This window comes from Citrobacter sp. Cpo069 (genome assembly GCF_030332785.1).
Lineage (GTDB): Bacteria > Pseudomonadota > Gammaproteobacteria > Enterobacterales > Enterobacteriaceae > Citrobacter > Citrobacter portucalensis.
In genome coordinates this window covers 126,837-144,867 of record NZ_JAOWHD010000059.1, presented here as the reverse complement: position 1 = coordinate 144,867, position 18,031 = coordinate 126,837, and the positions used below count along the sequence as shown (strand labels likewise).

17 protein-coding genes are annotated in these 18,031 nt (G+C 51.0%); 3 read left to right on the top strand and 14 right to left on the bottom strand.

Translation table 11 applies throughout. From position 1 onward, the window contains the following. Position 1: 1 nt before the first annotated feature. From rsxG to blr, 8 genes are all read right to left on the bottom strand, one after another. Positions 2 to 622, bottom strand: a complete 621-nt coding sequence (gene rsxG / locus OGY08_RS16665; protein ID WP_008784679.1) for an electron transport complex subunit RsxG — start codon at positions 620 to 622, stop codon at positions 2 to 4. 9 nt (positions 623 to 631) lie between these two features. Then, the gene (gene rsxD, locus OGY08_RS16660; protein WP_125363526.1) at positions 632 to 1,684 is read right to left on the bottom strand and encodes an electron transport complex subunit RsxD; all 1,053 of its coding nucleotides are present in this window, start codon (positions 1,682 to 1,684) and stop codon (positions 632 to 634) included. Beyond that, positions 1,685 to 3,802 (bottom strand): electron transport complex subunit RsxC, encoded by a 2,118-nt coding sequence (rsxC, locus tag OGY08_RS16655; protein ID WP_219013527.1) that lies wholly within the window; start codon positions 3,800 to 3,802, stop codon positions 1,685 to 1,687. It abuts the gene before it with no gap. Further along, complete coding sequence (gene rsxB / locus OGY08_RS16650; protein ID WP_032943340.1) at positions 3,795 to 4,373, bottom strand: electron transport complex subunit RsxB; 579 nt, start codon at positions 4,371 to 4,373, stop codon at positions 3,795 to 3,797. The genes rsxC and rsxB overlap by 8 nt, the downstream gene beginning before the upstream one ends. After that, positions 4,373 to 4,954: an electron transport complex subunit RsxA gene (gene rsxA / locus OGY08_RS16645; RefSeq protein WP_003029144.1), complete on the bottom strand. Its 582-nt coding sequence runs from the start codon at positions 4,952 to 4,954 to the stop codon at positions 4,373 to 4,375. Before rsxA ends, rsxB begins: the two co-directional genes overlap by 1 nt. Positions 4,955 to 5,029: 75 nt before the next feature. Then, positions 5,030 to 5,470 (bottom strand): DUF2569 domain-containing protein, encoded by a 441-nt coding sequence (locus OGY08_RS16640; RefSeq protein WP_003832803.1) that lies wholly within the window; start codon positions 5,468 to 5,470, stop codon positions 5,030 to 5,032. Between the two features lie 91 nt (positions 5,471 to 5,561). After that, positions 5,562 to 5,777 (bottom strand): transcription modulator YdgT, encoded by a 216-nt coding sequence (gene ydgT / locus OGY08_RS16635; RefSeq protein ID WP_008784684.1) that lies wholly within the window; start codon positions 5,775 to 5,777, stop codon positions 5,562 to 5,564. A 291-nt stretch (positions 5,778 to 6,068) separates the two neighbouring features. Continuing rightward, positions 6,069 to 6,194: a division septum protein Blr gene (blr, locus tag OGY08_RS16630; RefSeq protein ID WP_003029134.1), complete on the bottom strand. Its 126-nt coding sequence runs from the start codon at positions 6,192 to 6,194 to the stop codon at positions 6,069 to 6,071. Between the two features lie 241 nt (positions 6,195 to 6,435). Between blr and OGY08_RS16625 the strand changes: the two genes are divergently transcribed. Further along, complete coding sequence (locus tag OGY08_RS16625) at positions 6,436 to 7,476, top strand: oxidoreductase (RefSeq protein WP_060682249.1); 1,041 nt, start codon at positions 6,436 to 6,438, stop codon at positions 7,474 to 7,476. A 104-nt stretch (positions 7,477 to 7,580) separates the two neighbouring features. Here OGY08_RS16625 and add read toward each other — a convergent pair whose 3' ends face one another. Beyond that, positions 7,581 to 8,582 carry an adenosine deaminase gene (add, locus tag OGY08_RS16620; protein WP_003029130.1) on the bottom strand — a complete coding sequence of 334 codons (1,002 nt, stop codon included), beginning with the start codon at positions 8,580 to 8,582 and terminating at the stop codon, positions 7,581 to 7,583. A gap of 442 nt (positions 8,583 to 9,024) precedes the next feature. Between add and OGY08_RS16615 the strand changes: the two genes are divergently transcribed. Next, entirely contained in the window at positions 9,025 to 9,441 is a 417-nt protein-coding gene (locus tag OGY08_RS16615; RefSeq protein ID WP_048235434.1) for a hypothetical protein, read from the top strand. A 44-nt stretch (positions 9,442 to 9,485) separates the two neighbouring features. Here the strand turns inward: OGY08_RS16615 and OGY08_RS16610 are convergent, their stop codons facing one another. The 3 genes from OGY08_RS16610 to malX form a co-directional block, all read right to left on the bottom strand. Beyond that, the gene (locus tag OGY08_RS16610; protein ID WP_103014913.1) at positions 9,486 to 10,835 is read right to left on the bottom strand and encodes a sensor domain-containing diguanylate cyclase; all 1,350 of its coding nucleotides are present in this window, start codon (positions 10,833 to 10,835) and stop codon (positions 9,486 to 9,488) included. Positions 10,836 to 11,032: 197 nt separating this feature from the next. Continuing rightward, positions 11,033 to 12,205, bottom strand: coding sequence for a MalY/PatB family protein (locus tag OGY08_RS16605; RefSeq protein WP_125363524.1), 1,173 nt, complete (start codon positions 12,203 to 12,205; stop codon positions 11,033 to 11,035). A gap of 10 nt (positions 12,206 to 12,215) precedes the next feature. Then, positions 12,216 to 13,808 (bottom strand): maltose/glucose-specific PTS transporter subunit IIBC, encoded by a 1,593-nt coding sequence (gene malX, locus OGY08_RS16600; RefSeq protein WP_032943348.1) that lies wholly within the window; start codon positions 13,806 to 13,808, stop codon positions 12,216 to 12,218. 169 nt (positions 13,809 to 13,977) lie between these two features. On the opposite strand from malX, the gene OGY08_RS16595 reads away from it, so the two are divergent. Beyond that, entirely contained in the window at positions 13,978 to 15,006 is a 1,029-nt protein-coding gene (locus OGY08_RS16595) for a Mal regulon transcriptional regulator MalI (RefSeq protein WP_125363523.1), read from the top strand. Between the two features lie 47 nt (positions 15,007 to 15,053). Here the strand turns inward: OGY08_RS16595 and OGY08_RS16590 are convergent, their stop codons facing one another. Beyond that, positions 15,054 to 16,562 (bottom strand): YdgA family protein, encoded by a 1,509-nt coding sequence (locus tag OGY08_RS16590; protein WP_125363522.1) that lies wholly within the window; start codon positions 16,560 to 16,562, stop codon positions 15,054 to 15,056. Between the two features lie 106 nt (positions 16,563 to 16,668). Further along, a complete protein-coding gene (gene manA, locus OGY08_RS16585) occupies positions 16,669 to 17,844 on the bottom strand; it encodes a mannose-6-phosphate isomerase (protein ID WP_103285159.1) in 1,176 nt (391 codons plus the stop codon). Positions 17,845 to 18,031 lie beyond the last annotated feature (187 nt).

Here is an 18,031-nt window from a genome sequence, read left to right as displayed (position 1 = left end):
GTTATTCTCCACAGGCGCTAAGTTGAGGGAGTTGCGCAGGCAGCGTCTGCGCATACAGGCCGGCACGTTTAACCGCGTTAACCACCGCACGAGGTGTAATGGTTGCGCCAGTAAACTGGTCAAAGTCGCCGCCATCTTTTTTCACTGCCCAGTGAGAGGTGTTATCCGCAGAAATTGTTTTACCGCTAAAATGGGTGATCCAGTCGGACAGTCGCAGTTCGATTTTATCGCCCAGCCCAGGCGTTTCATGGTGTTCGGTAACACGCGTACCCAACACGGTACCCGTGAAATCGACACCCACCAGCAGTTGAATCGCCCCGGAATAACCATCTGGCGCCGTAGCTTCAAGAATCGCAGCAACAGGACGATCGTCCTGGCGGGCAATATATACACGGTGCGTACCTTTGCCTAACGCCGGCGCATTGACCAGATAACAACTTTCAGACAAGTTATTATTGTAGCGATTGCCAGGCAGAACCTGATCGAACAGCGTTTTTTGCTGTATCGCGGCCTGTTCATCAATGGTTGACTTGGTTAATTGATTGATTGCTGCGGTTAACCCCGTTGAGCCCGCAGCAAACAGCGCCAGTGTAATACCGTGTTTACGAATCGTTTTCAGCATATCTAGTCCTTAGCGATGTCCGTACACGCGAGGGCGGGTGTAATAATCAATCAGGGGAACCGTGATATTTGCCAGCAACACGGCAAAAGCCACGCCATCAGGATAACCACCAAAACTGCGTATCAACCACACTAACAGGCCCGCAAGCGCGCCAAAAATCAGACGACCACGGTTGGTTGTTGATGCTGTAACGGGATCGGTAAGAATAAAGAACGCACCTAACATCGTCGCACCGGAAAGCAAGTGCAACTGAGGTGATGCCAGTGAATCTGGCGAAAAAATCCAACCTAAAGTGGCGCAAACAACGAGCGACAGCAGGAAGCTAACCGGGATATGCCAGCGAATCGCTTTTTGCCATAACAGCACAATACCACCAACAAGCCAGGCAAGGTTCACCCACTGCCAGCCAGCGCCTGCCAGCATGCCGCTGTAGATCGGGTATTGCATCACCTGCTCAACGGTACGTCCGGCATGCAGGGATGTCTTAAAGGTATCAAGAGGTGTTGCCTGACTGATCCCATCGATACCCATACGCAGCGAATTCATATCCCCGCCGCTGGCGGTATGCCCGCTAAAGATAACGTTAAGGGCGTCAAAGAAACCAGGCACCGTGGCCGCAATTTCATGCGGCGGCAGCCAACTGGTCATCTGTACCGGAAATGAGATGAGCAGCACGACATAGCCAATCATGGCAGGGTTAAACGGGTTCTGCCCGAGCCCGCCATACAGCTGTTTCGCAATGATAACCGCAAATACGGTGCCTAATACCACCATCCACCAGGGGGCGAGGGGCGGAATACTGACGGCCAAAAGCAACCCGGTAAGTAACGCCGAGTTGTCTTTTAAAATTGCCACAATGGGTTGTTTACGCAGTTTAAGCACACCCGCTTCGGCAGCAATAGCGCTGATGGCAGCGAGAACGATCTGGAACAACGTGCCCCAGCCGAAGAACCACAGCTGAGCGGCGATCCCCGGCAATGCAGCAAGTAACACCAGCATCATGATACGCGATGTCTGGCGCTGGTTATGGGTATAAGGGGAGCTTGCTATTCTGAATACCATTTATTCCTCGTTTACAACCTGCTGCTGTGCGGCTTTCTTTGCCTGAGCGTGTGCGATGGCGGCCGCGACGGCGGCTTTACGTGGAGCAACCGGCTCGGCTGTTTCGGCTACCGCCTGCTGCTCTAGCTTGCGGGCTTTGGCGCGGGCGATTGCCGCTTCCACGGCAGCTTTACGCGGATCAACCGGTTCGGTTGTTTCTGTTACCGCCTGCTGCTCGAGCTTGCGGGCTTTGGCGCGGGCGATTGCCGCTTCCACGGCAGCTTTGCGCGGATCAACTGGTTCGGCCGTTTCCGTTACCGCTTCTTGCTCAAGCTTGCGGGCCTTGGCGCGGGCGATTGCCGCTTCCACGGCAGCTTTACGCGGATCAACCGGTTCGGCCGTTTCCGTTACCGCTTCTTGCTCAAGCTTGCGGGCTTTGGCGCGGGCAATTGCCGCTTCCACGGCAGCTTTACGCGGGTCTGTACCCGTGCTGCTGCCTTCACTTTGCGGCGGATTTTCCTTACGGGAAGCACGAGCTTGCGCCTTACGCGCCTCGCGTGCGGCAATCACGGCGCTATTGTCAGGTTTTTCACCTGCCTGAATGACCACCGGTTGCAGCGCCTGAGCCTGCTTTTCTTTTACGCGAGCCAGTGCGGCGGCAATGGCATCATGATCTTTGGCCGCCGGCTGAGCAGCGGCGCTCTTATGGCGTTCAAGACGTGCTGCTTTTTCACGTTCAAGGCGCGCTTGTCGGGCTTCAAACCGAGCTTTTGCTTCTGCGGCGCGCTTTTCTTCCTGACTAATGGCGTAAATCTCGGCTTTTTCCTGACGGAAATACTGTACCAGTGGAATATTGCTTGGGCATACCCAGGCGCAGGCACCGCATTCAATACAGTCGGCGATATTGTGGGCCGTCGCTTTGTCGTGCTGTTGCCCTTTACTGAACCAGTAAAGCTGTTGTGGCAGGAGATCGGCCGGACAGGCATCGGCGCATGCGCTACAGCGAATGCAGCCTTTCTCTTCTGGCGTTTCACCCATTTCACTGGCAGAGGGGGCCAGAAGACAGTTGGTTATCTTCACCACCGGGACATCCAGCCACGGCAGCGTAAAGCCCATAAGCGGCCCGCCCATAATCACCATCTGGTCGGCGGAAGGGCAGAAACCCGCGTCGTTGAGCAGATGACGAACAGGCGTACCTAAACGCGCCCAAACGTTGCCCGGACGACTGACTGCTTCACCGGTTAGCGTCACGACACGCTCGGTGATCGGCTCTCCGTCGATTACTGCACGTTTAATTGCATAGGCGGTTCCGACGTTTTGCATCAATACGCCGATATCAGAGGAGCGTCCGCCGTGGGGAACCTGCTTGCCGGTCAGGATTTGTGTTAACTGCTTGGCCCCGCCGGATGGGTACTTGGTGGGGATCACGCGTAGGCTAATGTCGTGTGAATCAGCCAGCACCGCGCGCAGCATAGATATTGCCTGCGGTTTGTTATCTTCGATACCCAGGAGGATCTCGCGTGGCTGAAGAATGTGCGCCAGGATGCGGATACCTTCGACGACCTGAGCGGCACAGTCCTGCATCAGGCGGTCATCTGCCGTAATGTACGGCTCGCATTCGGCGGCGTTAATGATCAGCGTTTCAATTTTATCTCCGCCGCCCTGCAGTTTAACGCCGGTGGGAAAACCTGCGCCACCCAGCCCGGCGACGCCGTACTGATGAATACGCGCAATCAGCTCTTCCCGGCTGTGGGAGCGATAATCGGTCCAGCCGTCTCGCTCAATCCAGCGATCTTCGCCATCGGCGTCTATGATGACGCTCAACTCAGCCAGTGCCGAAGGATGCGCGGTGGAGTGCGGGGCAATGGCAACAACGGTGCCTGATGTTGGCGCATGGACTGGAAGCATTTTGCCACGTCCGCGGGTTAAGGGCTGACCACGCAGCACGGTGTCACCCACGTTTACGCACAGTTCACCCTCCGCACCAATATGTTGTTTCAGCGGAATAACGAAACGCGGCGCCAGCGGAACCTGTCGCAACGGCGTTCCGTTTGACTGGGTTTTCATTTCTGGTGGATGAATGCCGCCATCAAAGTCCCAGATTTTATTTTTTCTGAATGCAGAGAATAACTTAAACATGTTGTTCCACGGGAATGATGCGCACAGGGATGGTGTTTAAATCCCATTTCCAGCTATCGGGTGTCTCGGCTACCGGGCGTAATTCAATACATTGCGTCGGGCATGGGTCAACGCACAGGTTGCACCCGGTGCAGAGATCGCTCATTACCGTGTGCATGGCGCGGGTCGCGCCCACGATGGCATCGACCGGGCAGGCCTGAATACACTTAGTGCACCCAATACAGTTATTTTCATCAATGACCGCCAGCATTCGCACCGGCGTAACGTCTTGTTCATCGCCATCAATAGGCTGCGGATCGACATTCAGCAGGGCGGCAATTTTTAACATCACCGCTTCGCCGCCGGGGGCGCAACGGTTAATTTTTTCACCCTGAGACCCGATCGCTTCAGCATAAGGATGACAGCCCGGATAGCCGCACTGGCCACACTGGCTTTGCGGGAGAATTTCATCAATTTTCTCCACGACCGGATCATCTTCAACGGCAAAACGTCGTGAGGCGTACCCCAAAATAGCGCCGAACGCCAGACCCAGTAGACTCACTGCGGCAACGGCAATCCAGATAGCATTCATTACAACTTCACCAAACCACTAAAGCCCATAAAGGCTAATGACATTAAACCAGCGGTAATCAGCGCAATCGCATTGCCGCGAAACGGCGCTGGGACGTCCGCCACGGCGAGGCGTTCGCGGATCGCGGCGAACAGTACCATCACCAGCGAGAAGCCGACGGCGGCGGAAAAACCGTATAGCGCCGACTGTAAAAAGTTATGGCCGAGGTTGATGTTCAGTAGCGCCACACCTAACACTGCGCAGTTAGTGGTGATCAGCGGTAGGAAGATCCCCAGCAGGCGGTACAGCGCAGGGCTGGTTTTGCGCACAACCATTTCGGTAAACTGCACGACGACGGCGATAACCAGAATAAAAGCCAGCGTGCGCAGATAGATGAGATTGAGCGGAATTAGGATCCAGGTATCAATCAGCCAAGCGCAGATGGATGCCAGTGTCATGACAAACGTCGTGGCAAGGCCCATACCCATTGCGGTTTCCAGTTTTTTGGAAACGCCCATAAACGGGCAAAGGCCCAGAAACTTCACCAGTACAAAGTTATTGACCAGTACAGTTCCGACAAACAGCAGCAGGTAATCAGTCATTTTTCGGCCTGAAATAAAAAGCCGCCTATTATCTGACAATCTTCAACAGGCGACAACAGGTTAACTGTAGGGTTATTACGGGTTCACAAACGTCGATTTAACGCGCTGCGATCGTTTGAAGTAGGGCACCAACAGTGCTGCAGCCAGTAATGGGAACAGCAGTTGGCGCACGGCAAAAGCGTCTGGGACGGGTGAAAACGCAAACGCTTTAATCGCCAGCAACACGGAGATCAGCAGCCACAGAATATAATGCTTAGGTACACAGGCTCTGCGTTTGAAAAACGCAATCGTCAGCCACAGTGTGTAATACCACATGGCGATCGCGGTAACAAAGGAGACACCCCATAACAGCAAATTTGCCGTACTTTGCTCACCCAGCGTTTTGAAGGTTTGCGGTGTAGCCAGCGCAGTGACATAAAGTAATAACGCCAGCGAAGCGCTCAACAACGCGACTAACAGCCAGGCCAGTGGCCCAAGTAGCCAGCCTCCGATACGTTGTGCCGGTGTCGTAGTCATCTCTTCTCCAGGTTTACGCGCGCAATCAATCATGCCATTCATTTTGGGGCAATTATTATAAAGCTTTTAACGTTGAGCGCTACTTTCTTCTTTATTGCACGTAATGCCAGACTGATTTAGGTACCTGACCAACATCAAACAGACGACCTCCGGAGATAAGCTCCGCACGGCGATGGTCTGCGGCACGGTACATATTGATAATGTCGTTATCATCGGTGAGCGTGTAGTTAAGATGGTCGAACAGTTTTTCCAGACTTTCGAGCGAACTGATTTTGCGGAATTTTAATAAGTAATCCTGAACGGTCATAAATGCAGATCCATATTAATAAAATAATACCAACGGAGTAGAAAATATAAAAATAAACAACGAGCACAGGTAAAAGCGCATTTACGTGCAAATGTAAGAAGAGTGTTCATACCTGTGAAAAATCAGGCGCTATGCGCGTCTTGAGCAAGGGTAACGCGCTTAGCGATCGCTGGCAATATGCAGCGGAGCGGGACGCGGCATAATTCGCTTTTTTTGACAGAAAGCGATCTTTTGCCGGCAGACCCTGCAACTACCAATGTTAATTACCGGGCAATAAAAGGCTGCGGATGCTTATTTCTTCTGCACTGCCGCAACGGGCTCTGGTGGCTGGTAATTGTCAATATGATTGGCAACACCCAGTAGGATCACGGAGACGGCGAGAACAATCCAACCTGTTAATTCAATAAGACGATTCATTACTGATGACATTTGCTTTGATTTATCCATAAACACAGGCTGCAAATGTTACTAATCTCTCATTAATACAGCAAGATGATTGGGAACGATTTCTACCTCTTTTTCGCTGCAAGTTAAGCATAAGTGGCATATGTTTGACTTAAGTTAAAAAACAACCTTTGTAGCGCAAAGGTTATTAAACTATTGAGACGTTGCAAGGTATGGTGTGAAATAGGTCAGTCCTGAATTGAGAGGCAATAACATGAGTGACAACATCCGCGTTGGGCTAATTGGCTATGGTTATGCCAGCAAAACCTTCCATGCCCCACTGATTGTGGGCACGCCGGGTCTGGAACTGGCTGCAGTGTCCAGTAGTGATGAAGCAAAAGTGAAGGCAGACTGGCCTACGGTAACGGTTGTTGCTGAGCCTAAGCATCTTTTTAACGATCCAAATATCGACCTGATTGTGATCCCCACGCCAAACGACACGCACTTCCCGTTAGCGAAAGCAGCGTTGGAAGCGGGCAAACATGTGGTTGTTGATAAGCCCTTTACCGTGACACTGTCACAAGCACGTGAGTTGGATGCGCTGGCACGTAGCCTGGGGCGTGTGTTGTCTGTATTCCATAACCGTCGCTGGGACAGTGATTTTCTGACGCTGAAAGCTCTGCTGGCGGATGGTGTTTTAGGTGAGGTAGCGTATTTCGAATCCCATTTCGATCGTTTCCGCCCACAGGTTCGTGACCGTTGGCGTGAACAGGGCGGTCCGGGAAGCGGTATCTGGTACGATTTAGCACCGCATCTTTTGGATCAGGCGATTAATCTGTTTGGTTTGCCCGTCAGCCTGACGGTAGACCTGGCCCAGCTGCGTCCGGGCGCGCAGGCGACGGATTACTTCCATGCCATCCTGACGTATCCGCAGCGTCGTGTGATCCTGCATGGCACCATGCTTGCTGCCGCAGAATCGGCCCGTTATATTGTGCATGGATCGCGTGGCAGCTATGTGAAGTATGGTCTTGACCCGCAGGAAGAGCGCCTGAAAAATGGCGAGCGCCTGCCTCAGGAAGACTGGGGTTATGATATGCGCGATGGCGTATTGACGCGAGTCGAAGGCGAAGAGCAGGTTGAAGAAACCTGGCTGACCGTACCGGGCAACTATCCGGCGTACTATGCTGGCATTCGGGATGCGCTAAACGGCAACGGTGAAAACCCGGTACCGGCGAGACAGGCTATCCAAATTATGGAGCTGATTGAGCTGGGTATAGAATCTGCGAAACATCGTTCGACGCTGTGCCTTGCCTGATTAGGTAAATGGCGCAAGGCGATACCTTCCTGGCATCGTATCCGGCCTACAATGAAAACCAACGTAGGCCGGATAAGCGTTAGCGCTATCCGGCACTTTACCTGTTACGCTGCGGCGACTTTCTCGCGCAAGGCTCGTTTTTCCTCGTTACTCAGGAATGCCATTTCCAGACCGTTGATTTGCGCCTGGCGGATTTGTTCGCGCGTTAGGCCTGCAGCTGGTGCGGCAATGGTGTACTCGTGAATAATATCCACACCCTGAACAGCCGGGTCGTCCGTATTCAAACTGGCGATAACGCCATGTTCAAGGAACGTTTTCAGCGGATGGTTCGCTAGTGAGGCAACGGTGCTGGTCTGAATGTTTGATGTCAGGCAGGATTCGATGCCGATACGGTGCTCGGCGAGGTAATCCATCAACGCACGATCTTCAACGGCTTTAACGCCGTGACCAATACGCTCAGCGCCTAGCTCTTTAATGGCCTGCCAGATGCTTTCTGGTCCAGCGGCTTCGCCCGCATGTACGGTGATATGCCAGCCGGCGTCGCGTGCCTGGTTGAAGTGAGACAGGAACAGGCTGCCCGGGAACCCCAGTTCGTCACCGGCCAAATCCAGCGCCGTAATATGGTCTCGGTGGGCTAACAGCGCATCCAGTTCCTGCAAGCAGGCGGCTTCGCCAAAAGTACGGCTCATAATGCCAATTAAGCGTGCTTCGACGCCAAAGGTCTTGCAGCCCTCGCGTACGCCTGCGATGACGGCTTCAACCACACCTGCAACCGGGAGCTGATGCGCCATCGCCATGTAGCCTGGGGAAAAACGCAGTTCAACATAGTGCAGGCCGTTACGTGCTGCGTCCTCAATATTTTCAAATGCCACGCGACGACACGCATCCAGCGAGGCCAGTACCTTCACGCCCCAGTCGAGCTTGGATAAAAAACTCACTAAATCTGGCTCAGTTGATGTGACTTGCACATGAGGGATCAGCGTTTCCAACGTTTGTGCCGGAAGCGTTAAGTTGAACTGACGGCCCAGATCCAGGATCGTTTGTGCACGGATGTTACCATCAAGGTGGCGATGGACGTCGGTCAGGGGGAGGGAAGTATCAATCATGGTCGCACTCGTGTATTTAGGTAAAGTGCAGGCCATTATACAACAGAAAAATGTTCCTCTAAAAACTTTAAAAAAAGCAGTGCAGAGTTCGGGGTTATGGGGAAGCAAGCATCGCCAAATTGTTGACCATGCTGTTAGCGTACCAACAGAGTGGTGTTCCGACTCCCTGATCCTTGAGACCATATCACGATGCTTTTGCCTTGCGGTGGTAAGACGGGCGTAAAGTAAGCAATAACGCATTTCCTGCAGCATGTGTGTAATAAAATGATTTTAATTTAAGATTATTTACCTCGTTTTTATTTAATTACTACCTGTCAGTGTTATTTTATTCAGATATTTATTGAATAACATTGCTAATAGCGAAAAATGGACACTTTCCAGTTTATGAATGTGCTGCAAGGTATGTTATAAAAACACAATAACGACTGAGGGTATTAATAAAGTGAAAAGTGTAAAGCTAATTGTCAGTACAATGTTCTGTGGAAGTTTACTGCTGGCAACTGTGCCTGCGCATGCGGCGTATAAAGCGGATGAAACGCATGTAATCCAGTTTAAGAAAGGCACCAGTGGCGCAGATATCAAGGGGACAATTACGGGTGATAAAACAAAAGATTATACGTTTGTCGCCAAAAAAGGGCAGACCATGCAAGCAGTTCTGAAAAGCGCCTGGCCTCATCCTTTCATGAGTATTATTGCACCGGGCGAACAATTCATTTTTGATGGCATGATGAGTGGTGACACTTATAAAAATACGCTGCCTGCCAGCGGTAAGTATACCATCAGAATATATCAAAAAGGCGCGGCGAAGGATGAGGGGAAAACCAACGCATTCCAGCTGCACATGAAAATTACCAACTGATCATGAGGAAAAGATCGCCCTGGTGGTGATCTTTTCCTTTGCTATTAAACTTCTTCGCCAGAATAGGCCACAACGCAATTACGGCCTCGGTTTTTTGCCATATACAGGGCGCGGTCTGCGCAATCAGCAAGTTGTTCGGGGGCTGAACGGTTATCAACCGAGGTTACGATACCCAGGCTGATGGTGATGATGCGTGGAAAATCACCTTTAGTCGTGGCCTGAGTTTGTTGTTCTACGTGTTTTCTGATTCGCTCTGCGATGTTAAATGCTGCATCAGCGTTAGTTTCAGGTAGCAAAATAGCAAACTCTTCTCCGCCAATACGCGCCACGATGTCGTTACGCCGACTCAGTCGCTGCATAATTTCTGACAGTTTAATTATCACTCTGTCACCCTGCAAATGTCCCCAGGTGTCATTGACCGACTTAAAGAAATCAATGTCGCAAAAGACAATGCTCAGGGGTTTATGGGTCGCTGTCATTTTAATCTCATTGCTGAGTGCGTTATAAAAATAGCCACGGTTGAAAAGTCGGGTCATCGGGTCGCGGACTGAATTTTCATAGGATAATTCATAGGCCTGACGTGAGGCTTTGTAGCGCTTGAAAATATCAGACATGAGCACGATCATCACGGCCATTGCGCTAAGGCACTCCAGGCCTCTGGCGAGATACCATCCAGCGGAGTCTATATGCGTGTACTTCAGCATAATGATGACACTTAACAGATTGCTCAGGGCAACCAGTGACATACTTACCCAAAACTGTGTTTTTAGCCGGGTTAATTTTGCCCCTAATAAAACGATACAGGTCCACAAGATAATGAGGACATAAATAAAACTCCCACGCCAGGGTCTAAGCCATTCAAACGTTTCTGTGTCAACCAACTGAAACGATATTGGCGTAATACGGATGGAGTAGAGGATAGCCATTACCAGATGCAACATGCACCATAAATAAGTGGCGTAAATGACTGTTTTACCATGCTTTTCTTTTTTATTTTTAAACGTATATAAATAGTATGTTGCAAAAAACAACCCCGTAATTAACATGTTCCTCATAAAGTATAAAACAGCAATGTCATTGTAGATGACACCAGGAAGGCCGTTTTTATAAAAATAAATATAGAGCGCAAGAAATAAGAAAACCCCCGAGAAATAAAATGCGCAGGCCAGGGGTAAAAGATATTTTTTGCGCCGATAACTCATGTAATTCATCGTCATAAAGCACCCCGTCTGAATGTGCAATACACCAGCAAAGGTTGCAATAACCGGGTAAAAAGAGAGGCTATAACGCTGATTACTAAAAGGGATATACCAAAGAAAAATGGATGTCGTTAGGGACAGGAGTAAAAAAAAAGTTAAATTCTTTCTGTGAATGTTTATTTGTGTTGTATTCATGATTTTTATGTATATAAAGCAGCGCTATATTTCGGCTATCTTCTCAGCTTTGTATTTTGTCTTTTTGATTTTTATTGCTGTTGATTTTGACTGGCAGGAAAAGTCAGGGAGGAATTAGTATTAAAAAAACGATAAAAAACAGATTTGTTTTTTTATATAAGGAGTTGCGCAATGAGTTCTTCATTGCGCAAGACTATTTAACGTATTGTGCGGATGGCGTTAATCAACCCCTGAACGCCTTTTTCAAGTTTGGAACGTGGACATCCGGCATTGAGGCGCACAAAACCGCGTCCTTCTTCTCCGTATGTGTATCCGGGCATGATGGCGACTTTCTGCTGATGGATGAGTGCTTCCTGCAGTGCGTGGTCATCAAGGTTGAGTGGACGCAAGTCAATCCATGCCAGATAGGTGGATTGCGGAACCTGCCAGTTCAGTTCGGGGAATGCGTTATTCAGCTCGTGCGCGATGTAATCCAGGTTACTGGCAAGATAATCCCGCAGCGCATCAAGCCAGCTAGCGCCCTGTTGGTAGGCTGCGATATGTGCGCTAAGCGCGAGCACTGCAGGTGAGGAAAGACCATCCCGACCCTTTAACGCACTGAGGTAATCGTTGCGACTCTGCTCATCCTCAATAATCCCGTAAGCCCCGGTTAATGCCGGAATATTGAAGCTCTTTGAACCGGAGGTGAACAGCGCCCAACTGTCGCGCGCGACGTTACTCCACGGGATGTGCGGCTGGTCTGCCCATACCATATCCATATGGATCTCATCAGAAATGACTTTTACACCGTGGCGCTGACACAGTTCCGCCATGGTTTCCAGTTCATCGCGCGTCCATACCTTACCGGTTGGGTTGTGCGGGCTGCAAAGCAGGAGAATTTTGCTTTCAGGCCGGGACAAAGCTTTTTCTAGTGCAACCATGTCGCAAAACCAACCGTCAGCGCGTTTTTCAAGTCCGACAGCGCATACCTGACGCTGATTACCTTCAATCGCTTTGTAAAACGCGTCGTAAGCCGGCGTATGAATAACCACCGCATCACCCGCAGAAGACCATTGGCGGATCAGCTCCGATACCATATAGATGACCGAGGGGCCATAAACCAGCGACTGAGGATTGATTTGGGTATTATGACGCGATAGAAACCAGTGGCTAATCGCCGCCAGAAATTCATCATTTTTCCAGCGACTGTAACCCAACACGCCATGTGACAGGCGCTGAGTCAGCGCCTCCAGAATGCAGGGGGCGGTGGCAAAATCCATATCGGAGATGGTGAACGGCAGAAGGTCGGCTGAACCAAAACGGTCGGCAACGTAATCCCATTGAGTACACCAGGTACCATGCCTGTTCACAACCTTTGAAAAATCAAACATATTATTGTCCTTAAGCCTGTACGGTGTTCATCAGAACTGCGATCTCATCTTTCACTGACTGGACCTGCGGACCAATAACAACCTGAAGATTATGCTGATTGAGTTGCACTACGCCAATGGCGCGATTGTCCTTCAGTGCCTGTACGTTCACAAGCGACATATCCTTTACTGACAAGCGCAGACGGGTAATGCAGTTATCAAGGCTGACAATGTTTTCCGCACCGCCCAGCGCCGCCAGAATGGCAGGGACGTTGTAACCGGATTTACCCGGTGCTCCCGCCATGACTTTATCGATATTGCTGGCAATTTCGACGTCCCGACCCGGGGTCTTCAGATTGAAGCGTGTGATGGCGAAACGGAAGATCACGTAGTACACCGCGAACCAGATCGCAGCCACGACAGGGACCAAATACCACTTGGTAGAGAGTCCGTGCAGGATGCCGAATACAACAAAGTCAATCAGGTTACCGTCCGTGTTGCCGATGGTGACGCCTAACACCGCCATCACGGTGAAACCAAGACCGGTCAGCAGGGCGTGGATTACATACAAAACAGGGGCAACGAACAGGAATAAGAACTCGAGTGGTTCGGTTGTACCGCCGATCACGCAGGCAATGAGACCAGAAATTAACAGCCCTTTAATTTTATGACGATTTTCAGGGCGAGCACAGTGGTACATAGCGAGCGCTGCCCCCGGCAAACCACCGAGGAACGCCGGCATTTTACCCTGCGACAGGAAGCGGGTTGCGCTTTCAGAGAAACCTTGTGTCGTTGGGCAGCTCAGTTGAGCCTGGAAAATAGTCAGTGCGCCGCTCACGCTGTGACCGCAGACTTCCTGCGTGCCGCCAGCTTCGGTGAAGCGAATGAGCGCCACCAGAATATGATGCAGACCAAACGGCAGCAGTAGACGTTCACCAGTACCAAACAGCATTGGACCAAATTCGCCCGCGCTGTTGATGATGTGGCCGAGCCCGTTAATGCCCATGGCGAAAACCGGCCAAACCAGGGGAATGACCAGGCCGACCAGTCCCATCACCACCGAAGAGATAATTGGTACAAAGCGGGTACCGCCGAAGAAGGCCAGTGCATCCGGCAGGCGAATGTTGTGGAAACGTTCATGCAGCATCCAGACGATGATCCCGGCAATAACAGCGCCGAGGATCCCGGTGTCGATCGACTGGATCCCCAGGATATTCTGTACGTTGTTAGCCTTCAGGATCGTGGCATCCGTGGTAGGCAAGATACCTTTCGCGGTTAACCAGAAGTTGACGGCAAGGTTCATCACCGCATAACCAACAAAACCGGCAAATGCCGCTACGCCTTTGTTCTCGCGGGCCAGGCCGAGAGGTATGGCAATACAGAACATCACCGGTAAGAAGCTAAACGCAAATGAGCCTACTTTGCTCATCCAGGTAAAAATAGCCTGCAGTACCGGATTACCCAATGCCGGAATCAGCGTTAAGACATCATGACTACTTAACGAGCTGCCGATCCCTAACATGATCCCGCAGAATGAGAGCAGAGCCACGGGCAGCATAAAGGTTTTGCCCAACTGCTGGAAAAATTCCCATAACGTAATTTTTGGTGTGGTTCTCGTCGTCATCAAACGACTCCTCGTAAAAGCTAGCTGACTAATGATGGCGAGAAGATAAAACGTTTTACCTAATTTTAGTGCGGTATAAATCACATTATCGAACGATAATAGGGCGTATAAATATATGTGATTGATAAAACGTTTTATCCGTCACGTTATCAGGGAGTTTTCCGTTTTTATGGCTATAGCCAAAAAAATAACCATCCATGATGTTGCGCTGGCCGCGGGCGTTTCGGTTAGTACCGTCTCATTGGTGCTCAGTGGAAAAGGCCGTATTTCATCCGCGACCGGCGAACGGGTGAATGCCGCTATTGAGCAACTGGGGTTTGTGCGTAATCGCCAGGCATCAGCGCTGCGTGGCGGGCAGAGCGGGGTAATTGGTTTGATCGTGCGCGACCTCTCCACCCCGTTTTACGCCGAGTTGACAGCGGGGCTGACGGAAGCATTAGAAGCGCAGGGGCGCATGGTTTTTTTATTACATGGTGGCAGAGATGGCGAACAGCTGGCGCAGCGTTTCGCTATGCTGCTTAATCAAGGGGTTGATGGTGTGGTGATCGCCGGGGCTGCCGGCAGTAGCGACGACCTACAACAACTGGCCGCCGATAAGGGGATTCCGGTAGTGTTTGCGTCTCGGGCCAGCTACCTGGATGACGTCGACACCGTCAGGCCTGACAACATGCAGGCAGCGCAATTGCTGGTTGAACATCTGATACGCCATGGACATCAGCGCATCGCGTGGTTGGGGGGACAGAGTTCTTCATTGACCCGTGCAGAGCGTGTCGGCGGCTATTGTACGACGTTGCTAAAGTATGGTTTACCGTTTCATAGCGACTGGGTGCTGGAGTGCTCATCCAGCCAAAAGCAGGCCGCAGAGGAGGTGACCGCGCTATTACGTCGTAACCCAACGATCAGCGCAGTGGTGTGCTACAACGAAACCATAGCCGTTGGCGCCTGGTTTGGCCTGATGAGAGCAGGGCGTCAGAGTGGTGAAATTGGCGTAGATCGCTACTTCGAACAGCAGGTATCGTTAGCTGGATTTGCCGATGTAGCGGAAAATGCACTGGACGATATCCCCATTATTTGGGCCTGTACGCCCGCGCGTGAAATGGGATATACCCTTGCTGAGCGCATGCTACAGCGCATTGGGCACGATGATGGTCATTCGCGTAACTTAACGCTTTCCGCCCGTCTGGTGGTGGCAAAATAAAAAAGGCCCGATAAACACACGGTTATCGGGCCTGTTGTCACGCGTATTTACTGTTGCGGAATAGCCGGGACATCCGGCTCGCCGAGAGAAGGCATACCGAACATACCAACAAACTCATCCAGCGACATTTTTTGTCCGTTTAACGTAACCTGACCGTTTGCATATTGCAGGCTGGAGCCGATGACGTTGTCCTGCATCGTTGTAATCCGGAACATCTGACCCATTGCCGCCAGGCCATTCACCTGTTGCTTCGCCAGATCGGCCGCTTGTTCCTGTTGATAGCCTTCAATTTTGGCAATCTGCGTCATGAACTCAGTCGCCATATCAACCGGAATCGTCAGCTTAGCATCCAGTGATTTGACCGAACGATCCACTTCCTGAGCCAGCGTTTGTGGTTCCTCAGTATTTGCTGTCGGATCTTTTAGCAGCAGTGACAGATTAAATGCAGTTTCACCTTTTGCATTTTTCCAGCTCAGCGGGGCAATGGTGATAACCGGCTCGCCTTTCATCAGAATCGGCAGCGCATTGAAGAAGGCTTCAGTGACTTTTTGCTGATAAAGCTCAGGATTTTGTACCACATCAATCTGCGCCATCAGCGCCTTGGTTTGGGCGCTATACTGCTGACTGAACTGGTGTAATGCTTCACCGTCAATCTGGCCAACTTTCAGCGTCAGTTTACCGCTACCCATATCCTGACCCTGCAATTTCAGGCTGTTCAGCGTGTAATCCAGCTGGCTGTTGACAGTTTTACCCTCGTTGATCAGATCGGATTTGCCATCAATACCCATGCCTTCCAGTACCGCCAACTCTTTACCTTCGACGGAAATCGACAGTTTATCGAGTGACAATTTTTGGTCGCCGATGCGCTCACCAAAGCTGGCAATACTGCTGGAACCCTCAGTTTTCAGGTTATTGAAAGTCATTTGTACTTTCTGGTCATACTCGTTGACCGCATTGACCACGCCGCTTTGCGCATTGCCTGTCAGCGAGACAGCGTTACCTTCTTTGTCTGCTGTAAACTGGAATTCCCCGCCGCTGAAGGCTACTTTTTCGTCGCCTTTCTCATAGTTCAGTGGTTTGAGGGAGAGATCGGAACGGGTATCGCCGCTGTAGCCGATTCGGGAATTAATGACAAATGGCGACTCACCTTTGGCAATATCAAACAGCGGTTTGGTAACGTCGTTATTGACCAGAGTCGTTTTCACGGAGGCCATAGCCGGGACCAGATTCAGTGATTTCAACTGAGCTAGCGGGAATGGACCGTGATCGACGGTTTCATTCAGGACGATACTTTGCCCCGGTTTTAGCCAGGAATCTGCCTGCCCGGCGATTGGTTTCACCACCAATTGCAGTTGGCTATTGAACACCCCGCGCTGGTAGTTTTGATAACTCAGTTCAATGCCCGCCTCAGGGGATAAACGTTTTAACTGATCGTTTGCCTGTGTCACCATCTCGGCGAGATGCGTTTCAAGTTTCTTACCTGTGTACCAGGCGCCGCCCGTCCAGACGATACCCAGCGCAACTACCACACCCGCAGCTACCAGCGATTTTTTCATTTCGATATCCATAAAATAAAACCAGGCGTTTGAAGACGCCTGGAGGAGTGACATGTCTTTAACACACTACAGCTTAGCAAGAGTTGTTAAAAATATCAGTATCTTGCTATAGCTTGTTATAAACCCGGGCTAAACGACCTGCGCCACTGATGTTAACCGGCGATTCATTCGCGCCAATAAAGGCCGATTCACCCGGTCGCAGAACCAGACGTTGCTCGCCTTTGCTCAGCACGGCTTCACCCTCGATGCAGAACAAAATGGCCGCACTTTGCTGGCTGATATCTGCGCCACTGGTAGTAAGCTCATGCAGGGAGAACGCAAAATCATCAACCGGGATTGGGAAGTCCAGTTCACCATCAGATTCAACCGGCGTGGTCAGTAACTGGTTTGCTGGCTTGGCGACAAACTTCACGTTGGCGACCAGTTCCGGGATATCAATATATTTTGGCGTCAGTCCGGCACGCAGCACGTTGTCCGAGTTAGCCATCACCTCAAGCGCCACACCTTGCAGGTAAGCGTGCGGGGTTTCGGCAAATAAGAACATAGCCTCGCCTGGATTGAGTTTCACCACATTGAGCAGCAGCGGGGAGAAGAGCCCACTGTCGTTCGGGTAGACGTCAGCGATCAGACGGATGGTTTGCCAGGGTTCACCCTGCTGGCTGTTCAGCGCTGATTTCAGGATCGCCAACGCATGGGATTTCTCCTCATCCTGCATATTCAGCAAGCTGGCGAAAAGATAGCTCAGACGTTCCGCACTCGGCTCTTCCAGGAAATGTGCAATAGCCGGATGTGCGGCGGAAACGGGTTGTAACAATGCAACAATGTCAGAGAACTCGCGGAATGCGTTCATCGCCAGGAAAGGCGTCAAAGCAAATACCAGTTCTGGTTTGTGGTTAGGATCTTTGTAGTTGCGCTCGGCGGCATCCATCGGGATCCCCGCGGCGTTTTCTTTGGCAAATCCAATTTCAGAATTGTGCTTGTTAGGATGAACCTGAATCGAAAGTGGTTGAGCAGCGCAGAGTACTTTAAACAGGAAGGGCAGTTCACCAAAACGTTGCGCAACAGCATCGCCTAGCAGTGCGGATTTATCGTGCTCGATAACGTCGCGCAGAGCAACCGTCTGACCGTCAGCGCCCAGAACCTGCGAACTGCTTTTCGGATGCGCGCCCATCCACAACTCAGCCATCGGTTGCTGAGTGGGGTTGGCAATGCCATAGAGTTCCGTTAACGCCGTTTTACTTCCCCAGGCGTAGTTCTGCACTGAGTTGATGAGTTTTTGCATTATCAAGCCCTGTTTCAATGTTGAATTTTCTACGGCTATTAAACCAAGAAACCCTGAGGGAAGTAACCTGCACATGTAAAAAGTCGTACTTGTCTCAGTTTTTGTTAAAAAAATGTGTAGGATATGGTGACTCGCTTTTAATACCCTGAGTAATTCCGGTTGCAGAAAGCTCTTCCTTCTACAACCG

Bases quoted from the DNA above. Each gene is read 5' to 3' on its own strand.
- malX (WP_032943348.1), bottom strand. From the start codon at position 13,808: ATGACGACGAGAACCACACCAAAAATTACGTTATGGGAATTTTTCCAG.
- OGY08_RS16605 (WP_125363524.1), bottom strand. From the start codon at position 12,205: ATGTTTGATTTTTCAAAGGTTGTGAACAGGCATGGTACCTGGTGTACT.
- OGY08_RS16590 (WP_125363522.1), bottom strand. From the start codon at position 16,562: ATGAAAAAATCGCTGGTAGCTGCGGGTGTGGTAGTTGCGCTGGGTATC.
- manA (WP_103285159.1), bottom strand. From the start codon at position 17,844: ATGCAAAAACTCATCAACTCAGTGCAGAACTACGCCTGGGGAAGTAAA.
- OGY08_RS16595 (WP_125363523.1), top strand. From the start codon at position 13,978: ATGGCTATAGCCAAAAAAATAACCATCCATGATGTTGCGCTGGCCGCG.
- rsxG (WP_008784679.1), bottom strand. From the start codon at position 622: ATGCTGAAAACGATTCGTAAACACGGTATTACACTGGCGCTGTTTGCT.
- blr (WP_003029134.1), bottom strand. From the start codon at position 6,194: ATGAATCGTCTTATTGAATTAACAGGTTGGATTGTTCTCGCCGTCTCC.
- OGY08_RS16610 (WP_103014913.1), bottom strand. From the start codon at position 10,835: ATGAATACAACACAAATAAACATTCACAGAAAGAATTTAACTTTTTTT.
- ydgT (WP_008784684.1), bottom strand. From the start codon at position 5,777: ATGACCGTTCAGGATTACTTATTAAAATTCCGCAAAATCAGTTCGCTC.
- OGY08_RS16625 (WP_060682249.1), top strand. From the start codon at position 6,436: ATGAGTGACAACATCCGCGTTGGGCTAATTGGCTATGGTTATGCCAGC.
- rsxA (WP_003029144.1), bottom strand. From the start codon at position 4,954: ATGACTGATTACCTGCTGCTGTTTGTCGGAACTGTACTGGTCAATAAC.
- add (WP_003029130.1), bottom strand. From the start codon at position 8,582: ATGATTGATACTTCCCTCCCCCTGACCGACGTCCATCGCCACCTTGAT.
- rsxD (WP_125363526.1), bottom strand. From the start codon at position 1,684: ATGGTATTCAGAATAGCAAGCTCCCCTTATACCCATAACCAGCGCCAG.
- OGY08_RS16640 (WP_003832803.1), bottom strand. From the start codon at position 5,470: ATGACTACGACACCGGCACAACGTATCGGAGGCTGGCTACTTGGGCCA.
- rsxB (WP_032943340.1), bottom strand. From the start codon at position 4,373: ATGAATGCTATCTGGATTGCCGTTGCCGCAGTGAGTCTACTGGGTCTG.
- rsxC (WP_219013527.1), bottom strand. From the start codon at position 3,802: ATGTTTAAGTTATTCTCTGCATTCAGAAAAAATAAAATCTGGGACTTT.